The sequence below is a fragment of the Arsukibacterium ikkense genome (assembly GCF_000987775.1).
In the GTDB taxonomy this organism is placed as follows: Bacteria; Pseudomonadota; Gammaproteobacteria; order Enterobacterales; family Alteromonadaceae; genus Alishewanella; species Alishewanella ikkense.
Genome location: NZ_LAHO01000011.1, coordinates 75,986 through 95,479 on the forward strand (window position 1 = coordinate 75,986; position 19,494 = coordinate 95,479).

The following is a 19,494-nucleotide window of genomic DNA, read 5'->3' on the forward strand; positions in this document are numbered from 1 at the left end:
TTGCGGGTGCTTTAACAGGCTTAACTGGCGTCTGGCCGGCGACGTGGCCGGTTTAACCACCAGCTGAGCAAGAGACCGCCGGCCACCGCCAGGCCAATTGCCAGCAGGGGGTTGCTGCGCACCCGGCTACGGGTACTTTTCGTCAGTTGCTGCTGCAGGTTATGCAGCTGCTCTCCTTTGTGCGAGATAGCATCAGCAGCATAATGGGCACCATCGGTCATTTTATTTACCGTATTATGGGCACTGTTGGTCATTTGTTTCAGCGCCGGCGAGGCCGCGGCTGAAGCGTTGTCAATGGCTTTGTGCATGCTGCCGGAGGCGGTATCCACCCCACGGTTAAAGGCGTTATTGTTGCTGCTTGGATCGGTTAAGTTGTCCATAATGATTCCGGTAATAAATGACAAAGGCCCTATTGCCGTTGTCTTAATCTCAGTATGCCAGTTGACGAACAACCGCTCGGTGCGCCAACGCGCTTATGCCCGATCGTCGCCGCGCGGCTACCTCATGCCAGGCGCGGTTGTGGCTATTGCGGGATGTTGGCAATAATCACTTCTACCCGCCGATTCTGGGCACGACCCTCGGCGGTATTATTGCTGGCAAGCGGCATATCCAGGCCTTTACCTGAAGCTTGCAGCCGGCTGGCGGCAATGCCCTGGGCAACCAGAAAGGCTTTAACCGCTTCAGCCCGGCGCTGCGATAGCAGCACATTGGATGCGGCTGAGCCCACATTGTCGGTGTGTCCTTCAATCAGCGCCGTTCGCTCGGGATGTTTATTTAAAAACTGGCCCAGTTTTACCAGATGATTACTGCTGGCGCTTTTCAGGTTAGCCTGGGCGGTATCAAACAGTACATCGCCCAGCGTCACTACCAAACCGCGGTCCGTCGGTCGGGCATTCAGCTCAGCGATTTGGGCTCTTAACTCAGCTGACGTTGCGGCAGACGCATCGGCTTGCTCGCGGGCAGTGCGGGCGTCATCCCGGGCGCTGGCTGCCTCTGTCAGTGCCATGTTTTCGCGGTTGGCCGCTTGTTGCGCCTGTTGCCGTGCCTGCTCAGCATCACTGCGGGCGCCACTGGCATCCTGACGAGCTGCGCTGGCATCAGCCCTGGCACTGGCTGCCTCGCGGCTGCGGGCAGCTAAGCGGACCTCATCACGCTGCTGGCTTAACCCGGTGCGCTGTTGCTCCAGCTGACGGGTTTGCGCCTGCGTCAGCGCCAGTGCTACTTTGCGTTCGGCCAACACTAGCCGGTGGGCCGCTAGCACACTGTCTTTTTCTGGCTGCTCTGCCACTCTGACCGCCTGTTCGGCATCTTTAATGGCCAGCGGCGCCAGTACGGCCAGTTGTTGATCAGCCTGCAACTGATTGAGTTGCAGGCGCACGTTGGCGGCACCCTCCGGGCTGGTGGGGGCGGAAGCACAACCGCTTAGCACAGCGCCGGCAAGTGCCAGGCTCAGCAATGTTTTACTGCAAGGCTTGAAACTGTTCATGGTTTGACTCCTGACTGATTACGCTGTGCTTCCTGCCTGACCGCTTCAATACTTTGCTGCATATCCTGGTTTACTTCCCGGGCTTTTAGCAGTTCGGCTTTGGCCATTGCCAGCTCGGCACTTAATTGTGCCTGCAGCGCCAGACGTGCGGCCTGCGGCATGTTTTCTGCCAGTAGCGCCTGACGTGCGCCAGCCAGTTCCTGGCGCGCCGTATCCAGTTCAACACTGGTGTAACGGGTAACCTGCGCCCGCTCGGTAACGCTAATGGCCCGTTCAGCGGCCTCGAGTTCTGCAGACGGCGGCTGCGGTGCTGCAGCGCAGCCCGCCAGCAACACAATCATACTGGCCAGCAGCATGGCTCGCTGAGCCAGCATGCCTGGTCTGTGGTTTTTTGACTCGGTAGTAATGATGGGGGTATTCATCTGCAGCTCCTGCTAGTAAGGGGCAGCAGTAAGGGGCAGCAGTAAGGGTGCGCCCAGCGCTATGATGCGCCTGGCGCTGCCAGCTTATCTGTGCGCTGGCGCGCTTAGTACCAAACATTTGCCCCTAAGTGCGAAGCAACCGGACTAGCACGTTGTATTTCTCGTTTTTTTTGCAAGGTACATGGCAGCATCGGCATAGTTGATTAATGCTGCAGGGGTATCACCATCCAGTGGAAATATGGCAACACCAATGCTGGCCGACAGCGTGACACTGTGTTCATTAAACTGGCAGGGCTGAGCCAGGGTGTACTGTATCTTGGTAGTAAAGGCACTAATATCCTCGCGGTGTTTCAGATCGGTCAGCAGCAACAGAAACTCATCGCCACCGTGGCGGCTAACCGCGTCGCTCCCCCGCACTGCCGCCATTAACCTGGCACTCATTTGTTGTAACACGGCATCACCCGCAGCATGACCGTAGCGGTCGTTCACCGGTTTAAAGTTATCTAAATCGATAAACAGCAACCCAAACTGGCTGTGCTGACGTTTCGCCACACTGATGGCATGGCCAATCCGGTCCAGCATAGTACTGCGGTTCAGAGTTTGGGTAAGGGTATCGCACTGGCTATTAAGCATCACTTGCTGTAACCGCAACTGCGTATGGCTATGCAGTGTACTGGCCTGCAGCAGCGCCATCGACAACAGCTGATTACTTTGCAGCATCTGTTGCTGTTGCTGGTACCAGATATTATGTTGCAATAAAAACTCACAACGCATTCGCACCAGCTCAGCACTTTGTGCATCAACATGCAGCTTAAGTACTGAGTTTCGTAAAAGCTCTATATTAGGATGCTGAGGTTCATTCATACTATCCTTCCCTGTACCTACTCTGATTAACGGATCATTAATTATTTGTTTTATGGTTGCGTACTTCAGACATCAACAACAGGCAAATCACTTTTAAGTGAACGACAAGTGAATTATAAAGGTGCCTTGTGACATTTATCGGTGCGGTAGCGCGCATAAGCGGGACAAGATGCAACAATGACCACTATAGGTCAGTTTATCGTCGGTTATTGCCACCGCGCTGTTTGTGCTGCTGGGCAGCGCGCTGTCTTTTCTGGCGCGCTGCTAGGCGAAAAAATAAAGGGCTGATATCAGCCCTTAGTTAATACGTCTTTAGTTGAGCAGAATCGGCCTTTCCAGCACCTTTTTCCAAATGATATTGTAACGCCCTGCCCACGACAGCTGATCCTGCTCCAACTGCGGATAGCCGGTTGCACCTCCCCGGCCAAAACTGTCATAAAAGCGATGATCAATAACAATCGACAGTTCCTGCTCACCTGCCGCCGTCAGGTTGCCCAGATTATTCAGGTGAATCGCTCTGTCATTATATAACTGACAGCTATCTTCAGCTGCTGGCTGCCAGCCCGTCGGTTGGCAAATTCGGTTATTTTCATTGCTGCGATAACGTCTGACATGCAAAGCACCAGCTTCATCAATTTGCCAGAAGCCAGGTTGTTGCGCTATTTCATTGTCACTAATTACACCATCCCGGTTTGTATCTCCAATAGATACGGTGATTGCCGTATTGTCCTCATATAACTCAAGCCAGAACATATCCGTAACGTTGAGTGGATCAGCCGGAATAACATATATACCGGGCACTGAATCTTCTAACCACCGCTGTTCACGCTTCGCAGCCGCAGCATAGGTGATTGCCCGACTATAACCACCAACCAGTGAACGGACACTGACGACAGGATTATCCTGTGTCCGCCTGACGGGCAAAACGCTGATTTCGATGGTATCAGAATCTGATAGAGTAATAACTGCCTGGCCTACACCATTAATATGCCATGGATATGAGCTTGTCTCTGCAGCCAGCCCGTCAGGGGATACGTAGTCTGCCGTGGTAAAATAGGCTACACCACCCGTTTCAGGGTTCCCGGTAAACTCAACTTCTGCAACACTCAACAATGTAGTGATATTAAAAAGTGATTCAGGAGCAAAAGTAGAGTTCTGACCAGCATATGGCAGGGCATAGGCCTGATCCATGTCGAGTACGGTAGATGCGTTTATCAGGGCATTTGGTTTAAACGCTTTAAAAGAATCAAGCTTTATGGTTATTTCAGGGTCAACCATCCCGCTATCGCGAGGAGGCATCGCCAACACCTTTTTTGCTACGAATTGCACAATGTCTGTGGTCTGGCTGGTTATCGCTAATGTCGCCGACAAAAGATAAGTTTCACGTGACTCGTTGCTTAGCAGCAAACCTGGCGTACCGAAGTCAACAACAATGCCTTCGCTTGTTTGATTCCAGTTAAAATCACCACCTGCATTGCTTTGTAACCAGCTGCCTGTTTTATCTGCCCGGATAATAATTTGCGCAAGCTCTCTGCTGTTAGCCATTTCACGGTCAATAAAGTAGTGGCCAATCAAATCAGTGAGTGCTAACTGCGACCTTACCAATTTATCGTCTGCCAGGATGGCAGCTGACGCTTCGTCGTAGACAGCACTTGCCTTAAGCTTTGCGTGATGAACGTATTCTCTGACTGCTGTGCCATCAGCTAACCAGTCTGCAATATTTGCAAACTTTGCTGGCAGAACTAGGTCAGCGTTGTCTGCAGAGTAATCCAGCACCAGCTTTATTGCCGTGGCAATAGGTAGTAACAAATCGCCATTCATCTCCGACGTAGCCTGCTGCAACTCAGCCGGGGTAGCAGGTGCAGTCCCATTATTAGCGTGCATTAGTAAGGCGTAATGAGCTGAGGTAACATTGGTGATGTTGGTGGCAAACAGTTCATTGTTGGTCAATGTGCTATCGTTGCCTGCGGCGCTGAGGATTTCAACTGTTGTGCCTAGTACCGACTGAAAAGCCACAAGGCTTGAATCTGGCGACGTTGCATTTAACACTATCAGTTCATCACTTGCATCTAATCTCAACTGAACTTCAAGGTTATATTCGCCGCTGCCATTCGCTGTAGTTGCATACCAGACCCCATCAATTCTGGCATTGACTGCCGCATTGCGAATTGGAGCATCTGACACAACTCCCTGAATATTAAATGTTACATCAACGACTTTCACTAACACCACCACACCAGCAGTAGCGTTTTTACCAAAATTATCTGTTGCGGTGACCGTAAAACGCAACTCAGTATCACGCTCAACATCTGGTGTGGTAAAACTTAGCGTTGCGGTCTCTGCGCCACTTAAGGTAACAGCCGGCCCACCTGTTTGTTGCCAGTTTATCGCAGCAATTTCACCATCATCGCTGATGCTGGCAGTAAGCTGTGTTGTTGTTTGTTCATTCGCTTCAATATCCAACAGGGCGATTACCGGCGGTTGATTGAACTTAACCGTAACAGTGGCTACTGCTGAGGCGGTAGCCCCTTGATTGTCTGTCACTGTGACCTGAAAGCTTAAATGCTGTTCTGCGCTAACCGCTGGCGCAGTGAAAGTGATATTCGCAGAGCTGGAATCTGCCAGTGCTACGGCAGTGCCATTGGTTTGCTGCCAGTGATATTTACTAATAGTACCATCATCGTCGGTTGCTATAGCGGTAACAGTGACCACTTCCGTTTCATAAGCGGTAGCATTAGTTACTGCAACCCGGGGGGCTTTATTCTGCGCAACTGCAACGTCTTCGCTACCGTTACCACCACAACCCGCCAAGATAGCCAGCGCCAATAAAATCCATGAATTCTTCCTAAACAAGATAACTATCCTTTTATTATTTTTTATAACAACGTTATATGTTTTCCGTGCCTGAAATGACGAGGAATTATGCAGAAACCACATAAAAATGAACAGTATCTTAATAATAAAAATATCAAATTATTTTTTATTTGCCGGTGAATAAACCATTAACCCTGCGTTATAGTAGGTCGCACTACTAGCAGCAACAGGAGTGCGGTGTTGCAAACCAGTCAGTTATTAATTCAGCTTATGCTGTATGTGTTTTTGCCGCTGTGGGGTATTGCCGGTTTTGTCGACTGGTGCTGCCACCGCGCTACCCGCATTGAGTACACCTCGGGCCTGCGGGAGTCACTGATCCATTCGCTAATGGGCATTCAGATGGCGGTGCCGATTTTGCTCTGCCTGCTGTTTCAGGTGAATGTGCTGATTATGCTGATTTGCATTGTGGCCTGGCTGGCGCATGAAGCCGTGGCGCATTACGACGTACATTACGCTGCACCGAAACGGCATATCAGTGTGTGGGAAATGCACGCCCACAACTATCTGGCTACCCTGCCACTGTATATGTTGCTGCTAATCGTTGTAATTAACTACCCGGTATTTGTGAAACTGATTAGCTTTAACTGGCAGGGCGAATTTTACCTGCAACGCATGCCCTATGCGCATGGTGGCGATAGTTATTTACCCTATTATCTGGGCTTTATGGCCGTGGTCTGTGTCCTGCCATATCTGGAAGAAAATCTGCGCTGCTTATTCACCGCCTTAAAACATCCGCAGGTACGGCTATGAGTGTCTATATTACCAGTAGTGGCCACTTTTTACCGGGGCCGCCAATTAGTAATGAGCAAATGGAGCCGCTGCTGGGCTTGGTGCATGGCAAGCCCAGCCGCTTAAAGCGGCGCATTTTACAATCGAACGGTATACACACCCGCCATTACGCCATGGACGCCAACCACCGCACTACGATCAGTAATGCCGGCATGGCCGCCAAAGCTGCAGAGCACTGCTTAAGCCAGAGTTTTTTGGGTAAACGACAAATTAAAATGCTCAGTGCCGCCACCAGCCAGGGCGATGTGGTACTACCCGGCTTTGGCTCAATGCTGCAGGCCGAGCTGGACTTAAGTGATATTGAGCTGCATAGCAGCCATGGCATTTGCTCCAGTAGCATGATGGCGTTAAAGGCCGCCTATACCAACCTGCTAGCCGGTGAGCAGCACAACGCCTTAGTGGTGGCCAGTGAGCTAACCTCGCGCTTATTTAAAGCCAGCCGCTATGAAGCGGCCGGCAGCGAGCTGGACTTTAACGCCGAGTTTTTGCGCTGGATGTTATCCGACGGCGCCGGTGCCCTGCTATTGGAGCGCCAGCCGCGTGACAAGTGTTTCAGAATAGACTGGCTGCGCAGTTTTTCGCACGCCGATGCTTACCCTGTTTGTATGAGCGTGGGCTATCCCAGCAACAGCAGCGACAGCCGCAGCTGGCAGGATTATGCCACCTATGCCGAGGCCGAAGCAGCCGGTGCACTGCTGATCCGCCAGGATGTGCGGCTACTGGAAAATATCGTCAAGCTCGGCGTCGATGGCTATTTGCGTTTAATCAGTGAAGGCCGGGTGCAGCCAGATAACGTTAACCATGTGCTCTGTCATTATTCGTCACATTATTTTCGTGGCAAAATCTTCGACATGATGCAGCGCGCCGGCGTGGGTATTGCTGAACACAAATGGTACAGCAACCTGTATAGCCGCGGAAACACCGGCTGCGCCTCTATTTTTATTATGTTGGATGAATTTCGGCGCACACAGCAATACCAAAACGGCGACACTATTTTGTGTATGGTGCCGGAAAGTGGCCGCTTTAATAATGCTTATATGCAATTAACCGTAGTGGAGGCCTGAATGACGGAACAAGTATTAAGCCCAAAAGGCCAACAGTGTTTACAGGCGCTAATGCGGGTGTGGTTTGAGTTTGAACGCCAGCTCGGCCGGGTACCGCTGTTGCAGCGGTTAGAGCGTGGCCAGTTTAGTAAAGCCGATTATTGCCAGTTGCTGCTGCATTGGCGCCAGCAGGTAATTGAGGGCTCGCGCTGGATCAGCCGCTGCGCCTCCAGTTTCGACCGCGACTACAGCGACGTGCGCTCGGTGATTATCGGCCATGCCCGCGAAGAACACCGCGACTATGAAATGCTGGAACAGGATTACGTTGCCGCCGGCGGCAGCCTGGCCGATATTCAACACGCAGCACGTAATATCGGCACCGAGGCCTTACACGGCTTTTTAATGTATCGGGCCAGCCAGAGCAACCCGGTCGATTTAGTGGGTGCCATGTGGATTATTGAAGGCCTGGGCCAGAAAATGGCCAGCGACTGGGCGACACAAATAGACAAAACAACCGGCGGCGATGGCAGCTACAGCCGCTTTATGCGCTACCACGGCGCCAATGATGATGACCATTTGCAAAAGCTGTATCAGTTGCTCGACCGGCTGTGTCAGAGCCCGGCGCAGCTTAGCGCGATAGTGCGTACCGCCCGGGTTACCGCCAGGCTGTATTGCCTGCAACTGGAAGAGGTAGACAATGAGTACTAGCAAAAAACCAGAGCCAAGCGCCTACCTTAACGCCATTGCCAACGATAATTCCTTGCCAATAGAACAGGCTGCGCTGGATTTATGGCTCAAAGACTTACAAAACCCGCTGCGCTGGGGCGTGCGGCCACTGCTGCAGTTTATTTTTGCCATTTTACTGCACCTTATCTGGTTTTTTAAACGGCTGCCGTTGCCGCAATTCAGCGCCCACCAGAGCTTACAGAAACTAATTTGCTGGTTTTGCACTCACTTTGTCAGTAAGGAAGCCAACTTACTGATCCTGCGCCACTATGCCACGGAATCGAATGTGTTAAATTTTCTGGCCGCCAATAGCCCCGCCAGCGATATTGCGCCGGTACAACTGTATCCCAAATGTATTGCCGACATGCAGCAGGCCAGCTTTGTTGAACATGATCAGCAGCTGTTCCGGTTATTTGGCGAACTGGGCAGCTGGCACCATCCGCCGCAACCGTTGCCAGCCACAAAGGTAAGCTGGCAGCACTGGCAACCTATTGATATGGCAAAATTTCAGCTCGCTGAGAAGCGCACGCAGTGGCTGGATTTTGAAAGCGCCCATGCGCTGTTTATGTGTTTATTCTGTTTATTGTTAACCCGCGAGCAGTACCGCGATGCCATTAACGGCTTTAACCTGGATCAGTCTATTGCTATCCGGATTGGTGATCTAGTCGGTGACAGCAACCTGCGTGAGATGGCCTATAACAAATTTCCGCATTACTTAGTCGGGCCCTGGAACTTAGGCCAGCGCTTTTTAATGCACGGTTTTTTTACCGAGCAGCTGTACGCTTATCTGGAGCAACGACGGCTGGCCAGTAACTACCCGGCCTGATGCTACGGCTCCTGATGCTACGACTAAAGTCAGCCGGCCGATAGCTTGTCGGATTGGCCGCCAGTAGCTATGGTAAAGCAGGATCAGCAGCGGACAGCGCCATGCAGCTTTATCAGCAACCAATAGCCCAGCGTATTGCCTGGCTGGAGCAACTGGGTCAGGCTCACAGCAGCCACTTTTTAAGTGCGCCACAACAGCAGGCGCGGGCGCAGTATCAGGCGGCCCACCCCAGTGCCATCGTGGCGTTAAAATGCATGGACGGCCGGCTGCATCTGCCGGTGGCCACCCAAACCCCACAGGGCATTATTCAACCGTTTCGGAATCTTGGTGGCATTTTCGATTTAGGCTGGCCTTATCTGGGCGATTTAATTGCTGACACCGTATGCCAGGCCGAGCGAGCCAACCGGCCGGTACTGGTGCTGATCACCTATCATTTCTCCCGTGGCAGCAAAGCACGCGGTTGTGCCGGCTTTAACTGTAGTAAAACGGCGGCACTGGCCGCGGCCCGCCAGCTGCAACAGCAGTTTCGCCAGTTATATCCGGATCTGAGCCGGGTGTACCCACTGGTTTGTGGTTTTGAAACCGATAGCGATGGCTTACTGATCCATGGCGGCCTGCTGCCAGACGACCAGGCAATACTCGACCTAACTTGCCTGACACCTGACACCACTATTGCCCCCTTGTTACAGCAACTTCTACCCGATATGTCAGCGCGGTTGCAGGCCGACCTACTGCCGCTGTTGCAGGGCAACCTGGCCCATATTGCCGAAATACATGGCAGCAAGCGACCGTTAGCGCAGGAGCATCGCGAGTGGATGCTGTGCATTGGTCGCGGCTTCGACTTTCTGCATGTGCCAAATACCGCACTGATTATTGGCCCGTTCAGCCCCGATCTCACCCTGCCGCTGCGCCAGGCGGCGGCGATTATTGCCGCCAACATGCAACAACGGCGGATACCGGATGATGGTGCTTTGCTGCTGGCCTCAGTACCCTATCAGCAAGCCGGCGGCGAGCAACGCCGCGCTACCTTAAAAGCAACATTTTTAGCCAACTTCGCCATGGCCACCGTGCAACAGCACCAACCGCAACTGGCTGAAAAGCTGTATATCAAAACCGCTACCCTGCACTGGCCGAGCCAGCAACTTGAATTTTTTAGTCCGCAGTAATTTGCCTGCTGAACTTAACAATCACGTTAATATCATGCAAATATCATAATTCCATGTAGTTTATTTTTCGTTTCAGCGTAGGGTTGGTTGTTTAACAACTGCACACGAGGGATTGTATGCGTATCAGTTTTCCATTACCGGCTATCACGTTAATCACTGCCAGCTTAGTGCTGGCGGGTTGCAACAGCGCTACTCCGGAACCTGCACCTGAGCAGGAACAAGTCAGCATTACCTATACATCCTATGGTGTACCGCATATTAGCGCGACCAGTTACCGTGGTATGGGCTATGGGGTCGGCTACAGCCAGGCCGCTGAAAATTTATGTACCCTGGCCGAGCAGATCACCAAGCTGAAATCTGAACAGGCCCGCTTTTTTGGGCCGGGCCCGGGCCAGCAGTTTGTGCTAAGTGATCTGGGCTACAAGGGCCTGCGGTTAACTGAGCGCGCCAGCGAGCTGCTTAGCAGCTTACCCGACAACGCCAGCGCCACACTGCATGGTTATGTGGCAGGCTTTAACCAGCGTTTAAGCGAGTTTGCCAGCCCGGCAGCTTATCCCAGCCCCTGTCGTAACGCCGCCTGGGTAGCCCCTATTACCGCCACTGAGTTGCTGGCCTATCATCTGGATTTAGCCCTGTTGGCCAGCAGCCGCAATTTTATCAGCGCTATGGCCGCAGCCCAACCACCGGGCAACGATACCGGCTACCAGCTAACACTGGATGCCAGCCGGATATTTAATGCCAATGGCCTTGGCAGTAACGGCTGGGCACTGGGGCCAGAGCGCAGCCTTGGCGCCAATGCCAGCATCCTGGCAAACCCGCATTTCCCCTGGGATGGCGAACTACGTTTTTTTGAACAACACCTGACCATCGCCGGTGAGCTGGACGTTACCGGAGTCAGCATGATTGGTATGCCAGCGGTACTTATTGGTTTTAATCAGCAACTGGGCTGGACCCACACAGTGTCACAGGGTAAACGTTTCACCCTGTACCAACTGGAACTGGACCCGGCAAACCCCCTGCGCTATCGCTATGGTGATAGCTATCGGGATATTGAACAAACCGAAGTCAGTATTGAAGTGCAGCTGGCCGATGGCAGCCTGCAGCTAATTAATCACACCCTGTACCGCAGCCACTTTGGACCACTGGTTAACCTGGCCAGTATCGACCCCAGCCTGGGCTGGAACAGCCAGAGTGCCATTGCCATTAAAGATGCCAACCAGAATAACAGCCGGATGCTGCAACAGTGGCTGGCGCTGAATAAAGCCAGTGACACCACCAGCTTTTTTGCTGCGCTGGCAGAGCATCAGGGCATCCCCTGGGTCAATACTCTGCTGGCCAGCAGCGAAGGGAAGGCCAGTTACGTTGATGCGTCGCAAGTACCGCGCTTAGCCGGGCCGGTCGATGCCATGCTTAAAGTTGCGGTGCAACAGCCACCGCTGTCCTTGCTGTGGCAGGATGGCGATGGCAGCCTGCTGCTACCTGGCAATGACCCGATGTTTGAATGGCAGGATTCCGGCCACACGATCGCACCCGGCTTAGTGCCACTGGCAGAAGCCCCGCAGCTTAGCCGTAACGACTATGTGTTTAATGCCAACAGCAGCCACTGGCTCAGCCACCTGACTGCCAGGCTGCAAGGTTACCCTTTGGTGTATGGCCCCGAGCAAACTATTCGCAGCCCACGCACCCGCTACAATGGCCTGCTGCTTAATTCAGACTGGGTGGCCGACAGCGAGTATAAATTTGATTTAGCCGCACTTAAGCAGGTGTTTAACCACAACGGCTCGCTGTTTGGCCAGTTATTCGTGGCTGATATTGTCAGCCGTTGCCAGGCGGCACCGCCATTACAACTGCCTGGCCAGACAGTAAACTTAGCTGCGGCATGCCAGACACTGGCAGCCTGGGATGGCCAGTATCAGCTGCATAGCCAGGGCGCCCAGCTGATGCGCGAGTTTCTGGCCAGCTTCCGGATACCCAGCCACCGTGCTTTGGCTGATGTGCTGTATGCCAGCGGCTTTGACAGTAACGATCCGCTCGGCACCCCAGCCGGTATTGCACCAGCCACTGCCGTAGCCGAGCAGGATCCGGTGTTACTGGCGCTGGCCAGCGCGATGCAGCGCTTGCAACAGGCTGGCATTGCCCTGAATGCGCCCCTTAATGAAGTGCAATACCTGATTAAAGCGCAGCAGCAAGCGCCCATAGCGATTGCCGGTGGTTACTCGTTTGAGGGCGCGTTTAATATGGCCGAGGGGGTGAGCGGCTCACGCAGTACCTCTAAGCTGGCCACCGTGATCACCGGCCAGGGCCGGCCCGATTCACCGCTGCTAACCCTGAGCGAAGATAACCTGAGAGCAGATGCCTACCGGCTGAATTATGGCTCCAGCTTTGTGATGGCCTTGCAGTTTACTGAAGCTGGCCCCCAGGCAGAAATGTTGCTGGCCTACAGCCAGTCGCACGATCCGGAATCGGTGCACTTTGCTGATCAAACCGCAATGTTCAGCCAGCAGCAGTGGCGGCCAATGCGCTTTAGCGCAGCCGATATTGCCGCTGATCAGGTTAGCCAGCTGTTGTTAACGGTGCCGAACCCAGATTAAAAAATAAGAAGAGGCAGTGGCCATTTAGGCTTGATATAACGCAGGATGACGCTGACGATGGCGTTGAAATAAATACCGGCGCAATACATCACGGTTTTGTTTACAGGCGGTTATGCGAGTCGCCAGCATGCTGCCATGTTGTCTTACCGGTACCATACTTAATTGCAATAACTGGCCGTCGGGTAGCTGCAGCGTAATTTCGCTGCTTAGGCGCATTTGCGCAGCTACCTCGGCACAGTCCAGCTGCAATGCCATACCAGTACTGGACAGCGATAACACTTTCACTTTACCGGTATAGCTGGCATTGCTTACACTGAGTTCATCCAGCTCCGTTAAACGCCAGCTGCGCTGATTCCCTGCATATTCCACTACTTCCGGAATGCCTAGCACCGGATTCAGCTGGCCAAACTCATCCAGAGTCATCTCCATCGGAAACCACAGCTTATAGTGTCCCACTTCGGCCAGTAAGGTAAATTGCGCCTGACCGAGCAGCGAGCCAATAAGCTTTGGCACTTCCGCCGTAACCGAGATCATATGGCTTAAGTTGTCCGAACCAGCAGGGACAACCGTGATCTCTTCATCGAATAGCGCTGCAAAATAGCCGCGCTCTTCTTCGCTAAGTATTACATTCCGTTGCATCTTACTCACACCAGGCTTTCGTAAAAGTTTCACAAATCTAACACATGCTGAAATTTCAGGCAATTTTTTGTGATAACAACTTGCATATTATAAGAAGTTGAACTAAGGCCTAGAACCAATAGCCAGCGGCTATGCCACTATAATCGCTGTGCCAGTTGGCCGGCTTGCTGTAGCCAGCGTTGGCGCTGCGCTAAAGTAGAGCTAATCACCGGCCCCAGTAGCAGGCTTTTTACCGTTTTTATGCCGCAAAACCCCAGGGTGGTGCGGCTGACCTGCCTTAAACCCGGCGCGCCATCTACCCAGCGATAGTACCAGGGCGGGGTGTCCATGGTCAGCAGCAAATGGGCAGTGCGGCCAAGCAGTAACGGCTGCGGATATTTTTTACCGCTCTGGTATTTATAGGCAAAGCCAGGCAGTAACACCCGGTCAAAAAAGCCTTTTAGCAATGCTGGTACGCTGCCCCACCAGATGGGATAAATGAGGGTAATATGCTCAGCCCAGAGTATATCGGCCTGAGCGGCCTGTAAATCCGGCTCCAGCGCTGGCGCATTTTGGTAACCCTGCAACAGCGGGTTAAAGCTAAGCTGATCCAGTTGCAGACAGCGGATGTTGTGGCTTGCCGCTGCTGCACTGTCGGCATAGGCGGTGGCTAGTGCCTGGTTTAAGCGCTCTGTGCCGCTATGTATACTGATAATTAACAGGTTTTTACAACTCATGCTACTGCCCCACTGGCGAATGACTATCTGACAGATCGCTGCATACAGTCTGTCCCTAAGGGCAGAGTCAAGCGCGGGCGGAGCAGGCCGCAATGGGCGGTATCGGCGTCTGACTGCTGCAATCAGATATTTCCTGCATAATTAACTGTAATTGCTGCTGAAGGTGCTGTAATCGGGTTATTTCGCGGCAAATTGCCGCTTGTTTCGTCGCTAACTGTTGCGCCAGCGCCGGCCAATCCGGACTGGAGCCACCGGCATTGAGCAATGGGCTCAGCTCCGCCAGCCGAAAGCCCAGCCGCTGCGCCTGGCGGATCAGGCTGATCTGGTTTAACTGCGCCGGACTGTAATAGCGGTAAGCGCCCTTGCGCTGCACCTTACCCAGTAAGCCTAAAGCTTCATACAACCGCACCGCTTTCGCCGATGCGCCGGTTTGCTTAACTACGGCCCCAATAAACATAGTGCTTCCTTGTTCAGTTTAAACCGCTCCCCTGCCAGACACTGGAGCCGGCCGGTTAAAAGCGTGCCTGATTAAAAAACGGGATCAGCGCCAGGGTCAGCGCTTGTTGGTAGACACTGCTGCGGCTTAAGCGGTTTTGCGTTAATAAGCCAATGGCGCCACCGGCTTGCTTAATGTTGTGGGTACCAAACAGCTGGTCCATCACCTCACCTAACTCTTGCCCTTGCTGTAACGCCTTAAGTGCCGCCGGCGGCAGCATCAGGCTGGCCGAGCGGGCTTTACCCAGCTTGCCGTTATGGGCAATCAGCATCCAGGCAAAGGTCATATCACCGTCTAACCCGGCTTCAATCGCTACATAGAAGTCCGCCTTTACCTGCTGTTGCAGCGCCTGCAGGCGGTTTTGTGCGCCCAACAAGGTTTCGGCGCTGCTCATTGGCTGCTCCGGCACGCCGGAGAGCACGGCAATGCCGGTAACGGTAATAGCTTGCTCGGGGAAATTGCTATGAAAGCACTGTTTCACAGCATTAATTTTGGCCGGGTTGGCCGAGGCCACGGCGATATTCCACATGGTAAAAGTACGTATTGGTTGAGTTAGCTGTTGTGTAGCATGCCAGAGCAGCTAATTCAAATGTTACCTAGTTGCCATTAGCAGCATATTTAGTTTCAATGGTAGAAAAAGAATCATCTCCCAAGCGCTACCCTCCTGGCAGCACAACGCCTTAACCACCGTTTTTGAGCTGTGCTTCTTGCTGCAAAAACTGCTTGCTTGCCTGATGCTGTTTTTCTCTGGCACTTAAATGCTTTGCCAGTTGTGCAGTTTCATCTGCAGTGCCGCGAACGATAATCCGCCTTACATCGTTATCAAAACATAATGCTGCGTTTGTACTCCAAGCTGTCATAGTCACACGATTTGTCAATAATGTGAGCGCAGGGCAAGGCTGATAGCCGGCGTATTCTGCTTTGTTATCCCAGTAAGTGTTAATGGCAAAACTGCCCATAACTACCAATACTAAACCGGCCAGCACACCTATAGCTGTGATCTTACCGTTGTCAGCGGATAGCGGTTTTTGCCTTAGCCAACACCAAGTTCGATTAGCGGCATAACCCAACATAAACAGCAGCCCCAGCAAAGCACCGGGTAAATAGCCGTGAAAGCTACTCAATACAATGAGGGGTTTAGTGCTACTAATTTCAGCTAATTGGGATTGCAGTGAGTAAAGCAGTGTCCAAGTGCCTGCGATCAGCAAAATGCAAAAAAAAATCAGGGCAATAACGTCTTTAAGTATTGATTGCTGGTTCATCGTATTACCGGAATACCATTAAATCTGCGCAGTAGGCCAGAGATGTAACTACGAGTATGTGATTCTAATTGCCGACGCACAGCATGACCCGTTGATTGAATAATGTAGTAAAAACCATCGCGGATGTCGCTTTTTACGTTTCTCTCTGTACGCTCTAAATGATCTATAATTGCTTTGGTTATGCCAAAGTGGTTGTCTAGTGCATACAATGCGCCAGCTACAATGATACCCGCAATGATTGCAGCACCAAGAGGCAGGATAGCAATGGTGGCTGCTGTACCAGCAAAATAAATTCCTGCGGCATAGCCCGCAGCACCAGAGATTACCGCTTTTACTATATCCGTGCTGACATTGGCGATCCAATTAGTCCAACGGAATTCATCTTTCAGCACCCAATCAACTGAATTGAGCGTAACAGAGAAGATTAATGAGACGAAGAATCCTCCTTTGGCTGAGGCACGCAGTGCCTGACCGCCAACACCTATGTTCATCACCTTAGTGTTCGCAGCCAAATAGCGGGTGCCGGTAAGAATTTTTCGCAGCCCTGCTCTACCTTTGAAAATAACGTAATGTTTGCCACCACGAGTATCGATGTAATAGCGGCCAAGTATACTGCCAGAGCGCTTCATTTCCCCCGCAAGCGCTACCAACATTTTGCTATCTTTAGTCGCGGAGATCATATTTGAACCAAATGCACGACCTGCTTGTTCAAGCGCTTCAGCTAGTTTCCCGCTGGTAATTTCTTCAAAAGAAGATTCAATTTGTTGTTGGCTCTTTCCTTTACTTCGTTGCTCAGCGACCCACAGCTCAACTAATTCACGGCTATCCTGCACATAAATATCATGTTGGTTTTCTTTAAAGGCAGCTTCCAGCTCAGCACGAGCGGTATAAGGATGAGGTTGCGGCATTGCTTTTCTTCCCTGAATGATCTTAATATTAACAAAACGTTATTAAAGCATCTCTTTTTCGATATCGCAAGGCTAAATATAATGCCAGTAGCGGCATTGCTGCAGTATTGTCATAGTCATTTTTGCCTAAAGTTTACCGCTTAATATTGACGTTGCAACGCTACGTCCAAGCTGAGACAACTATCCCAAACTAGGCCCGGCGGCCTCCGAGGCGATACCCAACGCCAACCTGATACGCTTCGCCGACCTCGGCCACTCGCCACATATCCAGGCACCCAAGAGTTTTCATCAGGCGCTGCTGCAGGCACTCGCGCGTTAGACAACAAGCGAACGCCCCGCCAACAATGTTTAGCCAAAATTTAAACAGCTTGCTACTGCTCAATTAACTGACTAAGTTAAAAGCTGTTTTATTTTTTGAAGGTAAAAAGTAATCATGGAGGGTTTGGGTGCTTGATGTAATTGAGATCCAGTGTAAAGCCAGTCAGGGTAGAACTGAGCCTTATCTGTGTCGTTTATCAGATGACGAACGGTATTACATAAAAGGACCTCAGGCTGGGGCAAAAGGGCTTATAAATGAAGCTGTTTGCGCTTATCTTGGTAATGTACTTCAACTTAATGTTCCAACCCACTGCTGTGCCTATTTATCACCTGCGTTGCTACGATTTGATGATGCAGCCAGCCGTGTTTTAGGCCTAGGTGATAGCGTGGTATTTGCTTCAAAGTTAATATCAGATTTGCTGGAGGTGACACCAACCAGCGTGTCTAACATGCATGCTCAATTCGCCCGTGATCTTTTTTTGTTTGATTACTGGATTAGAAATGAAGATCGCACCATGACGGAAAATGGTGGCAACCCGAACTTATTCTTTCGGGCAGCTTCCAATCAATATGTAGTACTGGACCATAACCTTGCATTTGACAGCAGCTATAATTTTAAAGCAAATGCGTGCACACACTTAGCCTTTAATGCCTGGTTCAGCGCACAGCACGATGCCATTTGGCGATCACACTATAGTGCTAAACTAGCCATTGCGTTACAGGGGCTGGCCCAGTATGCTGCCACTTTACCACCTGCATGGCTGGAAGAAGCACCGGGTTATCTGGCAGAAATAAACGATACACTAACGTTGTTTAACAGCGACGAATTTTGGGAGGCACTGATATGAAAACATTGTATCAGTATGCGATAGTACGGTTTTTACCTCATGTTGAGACGGGCGAGTTTGCTAACGTCGGCATAGTGCTGTGCGCGCCAGAATTAGGCCTGTTTGATTTTCGTCTGGCTAACACCCGCTTCGCCCGCGTAACTGATTTTTTTGAAGATCTTGAAGGCAAGTTATATAAAGCCACGCTGCAAACTGTCGAGCAAGAACTGCAACGCTTGCAAAGCTATGTAACCCGGCTCACTCCTAAAGAGCTAGCACAGCAGATGCAGGAAGTGGTGCGGCCAAGAGAAACGTTGGTGCGCTACTCAGAGCTGCGTTCTTTATATCTGGACCAGAAGCCGGCAGCAGTGATTGACCAATTATTCGAACGGCTGGTGCACCGTACTTTCCTGACCGAAGAATATCAGGAAAGCCTGATGGTTAAAGTGATTCGTCAGCAGTTAAAGGAAGAAAAGCTAACACACTTTAAGCAGCAGAAAATTCACGATAACTTAATTGAGGTGACACTGCCTTTGGTTGCCAAAACCAATGACGTTTTCGTGATCAGGCCATTAGCCTTTCGCCAGCAAACGGCTATTCGCTTGTTTGATCATGCCGAGCAATGGCTGGGCCGATTTCGGCGGCTGGTAAACCATGATGTGTTACAAAAAGACCATATTTTGCTGCCATTGCAAGGGCCTGCCGATAAAGACAACAAGTTACTGGGTGCTTATAAAGAAGTAGAGCGTGAACTGGCAGCCTTTGGCGTGCAAACCTTAGATCACAAAGACAAAGCCGGCATCAGCCGCTTTGCCAAACAAGCTTTAGTAGCTGATAGTTTTAAACTTCAATAATCCCCACACAGTTCGCGGGCCCCGAAATTCTGGGTCTTGTTACATTTTTCTTACCCCTGTACCAAAAAGTGCTTTGAAATATCCCGCACTTCCTTTAGGTTAAGCCTATATACAATTAAGGACTACCTGCCTGCAGTAGTAAAAGGAAGTTATGACCAGCCGTGCCTATGCCATTTTTGAAACCGGAATGCAGGATGTCGCCAAGCTGATCCAGCTGTTTGATAATCTGGAGTCGCAAGAGCAACGCCAACAGTATGAAGTACTAAAACGCGCTGCTTTGGTAATGACCGCAGCTGCGTGGGAGACCTATATCGAAGCTTTTGCTATTGAACAGGTGGAAGCAAAGCTTGCCCTGTCTGAGGATGAGTTCACGGCGGCATATATTCGGCGCAGACTTGACCATGAAATTAATCGGCTGCATAACCCTACCTCTGACAAAGTCAAAAAACTCTTTATCGAATTTTTAGGTGTAGATATTACAGAGTCATGGCGTTGGAACAATTACACCCCGAAAGAAGCACGTGAACGATTAGACAAGTGGCTAAAAATGCGCGGTGATGCGGTTCATCAGATTTGCCAGAGTGGTGACCCGAAAAATGCACATTTGGTGAAGCGGGAAGATTTGGATAAGGCTGTGAGGTTTTTTAGGGAGTTAGCAAACTCAACAGACGGCATAATTAAATAGTT

20 protein-coding genes and 1 pseudogene are annotated in these 19,494 nt (G+C 51.3%); 9 read left to right on the forward strand and 12 right to left on the reverse strand.

The features are described from left to right. Positions 1 to 20: 20 nt before the first annotated feature. The 6 genes and pseudogenes from WG68_RS11870 to WG68_RS20025 form a co-directional block, all read right to left on the reverse strand. Entirely contained in the window at positions 21 to 380 is a 360-nt protein-coding gene (locus WG68_RS11870) for a hypothetical protein (RefSeq protein ID WP_052749068.1), read from the reverse strand. Positions 381 to 523: 143 nt separating this feature from the next. Next, a complete protein-coding gene (locus tag WG68_RS11875; protein WP_046557913.1) occupies positions 524 to 1,486 on the reverse strand; it encodes an OmpA family protein in 963 nt (320 codons plus the stop codon). After that, positions 1,483 to 1,908 (reverse strand): DUF4398 domain-containing protein, encoded by a 426-nt coding sequence (locus WG68_RS11880; RefSeq protein ID WP_200897589.1) that lies wholly within the window; start codon positions 1,906 to 1,908, stop codon positions 1,483 to 1,485. The genes WG68_RS11875 and WG68_RS11880 overlap by 4 nt, the downstream gene beginning before the upstream one ends. A gap of 144 nt (positions 1,909 to 2,052) precedes the next feature. Further along, positions 2,053 to 2,772, reverse strand: coding sequence for a GGDEF domain-containing protein (locus WG68_RS11885; RefSeq protein ID WP_052749069.1), 720 nt, complete (start codon positions 2,770 to 2,772; stop codon positions 2,053 to 2,055). Positions 2,773 to 3,084: 312 nt separating this feature from the next. After that, complete coding sequence (locus WG68_RS11890) at positions 3,085 to 5,235, reverse strand: PKD domain-containing protein (protein ID WP_161796365.1); 2,151 nt, start codon at positions 5,233 to 5,235, stop codon at positions 3,085 to 3,087. 42 nt (positions 5,236 to 5,277) lie between these two features. Beyond that, positions 5,278 to 5,709 (reverse strand): annotated as a pseudogene (locus tag WG68_RS20025) (PKD domain-containing protein); the annotation flags it as partial. A gap of 114 nt (positions 5,710 to 5,823) precedes the next feature. Between WG68_RS20025 and WG68_RS11895 the strand changes: the two are divergent. The 6 genes from WG68_RS11895 to WG68_RS11920 all read left to right on the forward strand — a co-directional run bounded on the left by WG68_RS11895 (position 5,824) and on the right by WG68_RS11920 (position 12,787). Then, positions 5,824 to 6,396: a diguanylate cyclase gene (locus WG68_RS11895; RefSeq protein WP_083981875.1), complete on the forward strand. Its 573-nt coding sequence runs from the start codon at positions 5,824 to 5,826 to the stop codon at positions 6,394 to 6,396. Then, positions 6,393 to 7,499 carry a beta-ketoacyl-ACP synthase III gene (locus WG68_RS11900; protein WP_046557915.1) on the forward strand — a complete coding sequence of 369 codons (1,107 nt, stop codon included), beginning with the start codon at positions 6,393 to 6,395 and terminating at the stop codon, positions 7,497 to 7,499. The genes WG68_RS11895 and WG68_RS11900 overlap by 4 nt, the downstream gene beginning before the upstream one ends. Further along, on the forward strand, positions 7,500 to 8,186 hold the full coding sequence (locus tag WG68_RS11905) for an iron-containing redox enzyme family protein (RefSeq protein ID WP_046557916.1): 687 nt from the start codon (positions 7,500 to 7,502) through the stop codon (positions 8,184 to 8,186). It abuts the gene before it with no gap. Continuing rightward, on the forward strand, positions 8,176 to 9,030 hold the full coding sequence (locus WG68_RS11910; protein WP_046557917.1) for a DUF6999 family protein: 855 nt from the start codon (positions 8,176 to 8,178) through the stop codon (positions 9,028 to 9,030). The genes WG68_RS11905 and WG68_RS11910 overlap by 11 nt, the downstream gene beginning before the upstream one ends. A 101-nt stretch (positions 9,031 to 9,131) precedes the next feature. Then, on the forward strand, positions 9,132 to 10,196 hold the full coding sequence (locus WG68_RS11915) for a hypothetical protein (RefSeq protein WP_046558001.1): 1,065 nt from the start codon (positions 9,132 to 9,134) through the stop codon (positions 10,194 to 10,196). A 116-nt stretch (positions 10,197 to 10,312) separates the two neighbouring features. Then, complete coding sequence (locus tag WG68_RS11920; RefSeq protein WP_046557918.1) at positions 10,313 to 12,787, forward strand: penicillin acylase family protein; 2,475 nt, start codon at positions 10,313 to 10,315, stop codon at positions 12,785 to 12,787. Positions 12,788 to 12,811: 24 nt separating this feature from the next. On the opposite strand, the gene WG68_RS11925 is transcribed toward WG68_RS11920, so the two are convergent. From WG68_RS11925 to WG68_RS11950, 6 genes are all read right to left on the reverse strand, one after another. Further along, positions 12,812 to 13,426, reverse strand: a complete 615-nt coding sequence (locus tag WG68_RS11925) for a hypothetical protein (protein ID WP_052749070.1) — start codon at positions 13,424 to 13,426, stop codon at positions 12,812 to 12,814. A gap of 137 nt (positions 13,427 to 13,563) precedes the next feature. Next, a complete protein-coding gene (locus WG68_RS11930; protein WP_046557919.1) occupies positions 13,564 to 14,142 on the reverse strand; it encodes an NAD(P)H-dependent oxidoreductase in 579 nt (192 codons plus the stop codon). Positions 14,143 to 14,209: 67 nt separating this feature from the next. Beyond that, on the reverse strand, positions 14,210 to 14,599 hold the full coding sequence (locus tag WG68_RS11935; protein WP_046557920.1) for a MerR family transcriptional regulator: 390 nt from the start codon (positions 14,597 to 14,599) through the stop codon (positions 14,210 to 14,212). Between the two features lie 55 nt (positions 14,600 to 14,654). Next, a complete protein-coding gene (gene yjjX, locus WG68_RS11940) occupies positions 14,655 to 15,167 on the reverse strand; it encodes an inosine/xanthosine triphosphatase (RefSeq protein WP_046557921.1) in 513 nt (170 codons plus the stop codon). Positions 15,168 to 15,318: 151 nt separating this feature from the next. Next, complete coding sequence (locus WG68_RS19555; RefSeq protein WP_152663089.1) at positions 15,319 to 15,597, reverse strand: hypothetical protein; 279 nt, start codon at positions 15,595 to 15,597, stop codon at positions 15,319 to 15,321. Positions 15,598 to 15,896: 299 nt separating this feature from the next. Beyond that, complete coding sequence (locus WG68_RS11950; RefSeq protein ID WP_046557923.1) at positions 15,897 to 16,808, reverse strand: hypothetical protein; 912 nt, start codon at positions 16,806 to 16,808, stop codon at positions 15,897 to 15,899. A gap of 446 nt (positions 16,809 to 17,254) precedes the next feature. Between WG68_RS11950 and WG68_RS11955 the strand changes: the two genes are divergently transcribed. The 3 genes from WG68_RS11955 (at position 17,255) to WG68_RS11965 (ending at position 19,492) form a co-directional block, all read left to right on the forward strand. Continuing rightward, positions 17,255 to 17,974 carry a HipA family kinase gene (locus tag WG68_RS11955; protein WP_046557924.1) on the forward strand — a complete coding sequence of 240 codons (720 nt, stop codon included), beginning with the start codon at positions 17,255 to 17,257 and terminating at the stop codon, positions 17,972 to 17,974. Then, a complete protein-coding gene (locus WG68_RS11960; RefSeq protein ID WP_046557925.1) occupies positions 17,971 to 18,807 on the forward strand; it encodes a DUF3037 domain-containing protein in 837 nt (278 codons plus the stop codon). Before WG68_RS11955 ends, WG68_RS11960 begins: the two co-directional genes overlap by 4 nt. Before the next feature lie 151 nt (positions 18,808 to 18,958). Then, positions 18,959 to 19,492: a HEPN domain-containing protein gene (locus tag WG68_RS11965; protein ID WP_046557926.1), complete on the forward strand. Its 534-nt coding sequence runs from the start codon at positions 18,959 to 18,961 to the stop codon at positions 19,490 to 19,492. Positions 19,493 to 19,494: the final 2 nt, after the last annotated feature.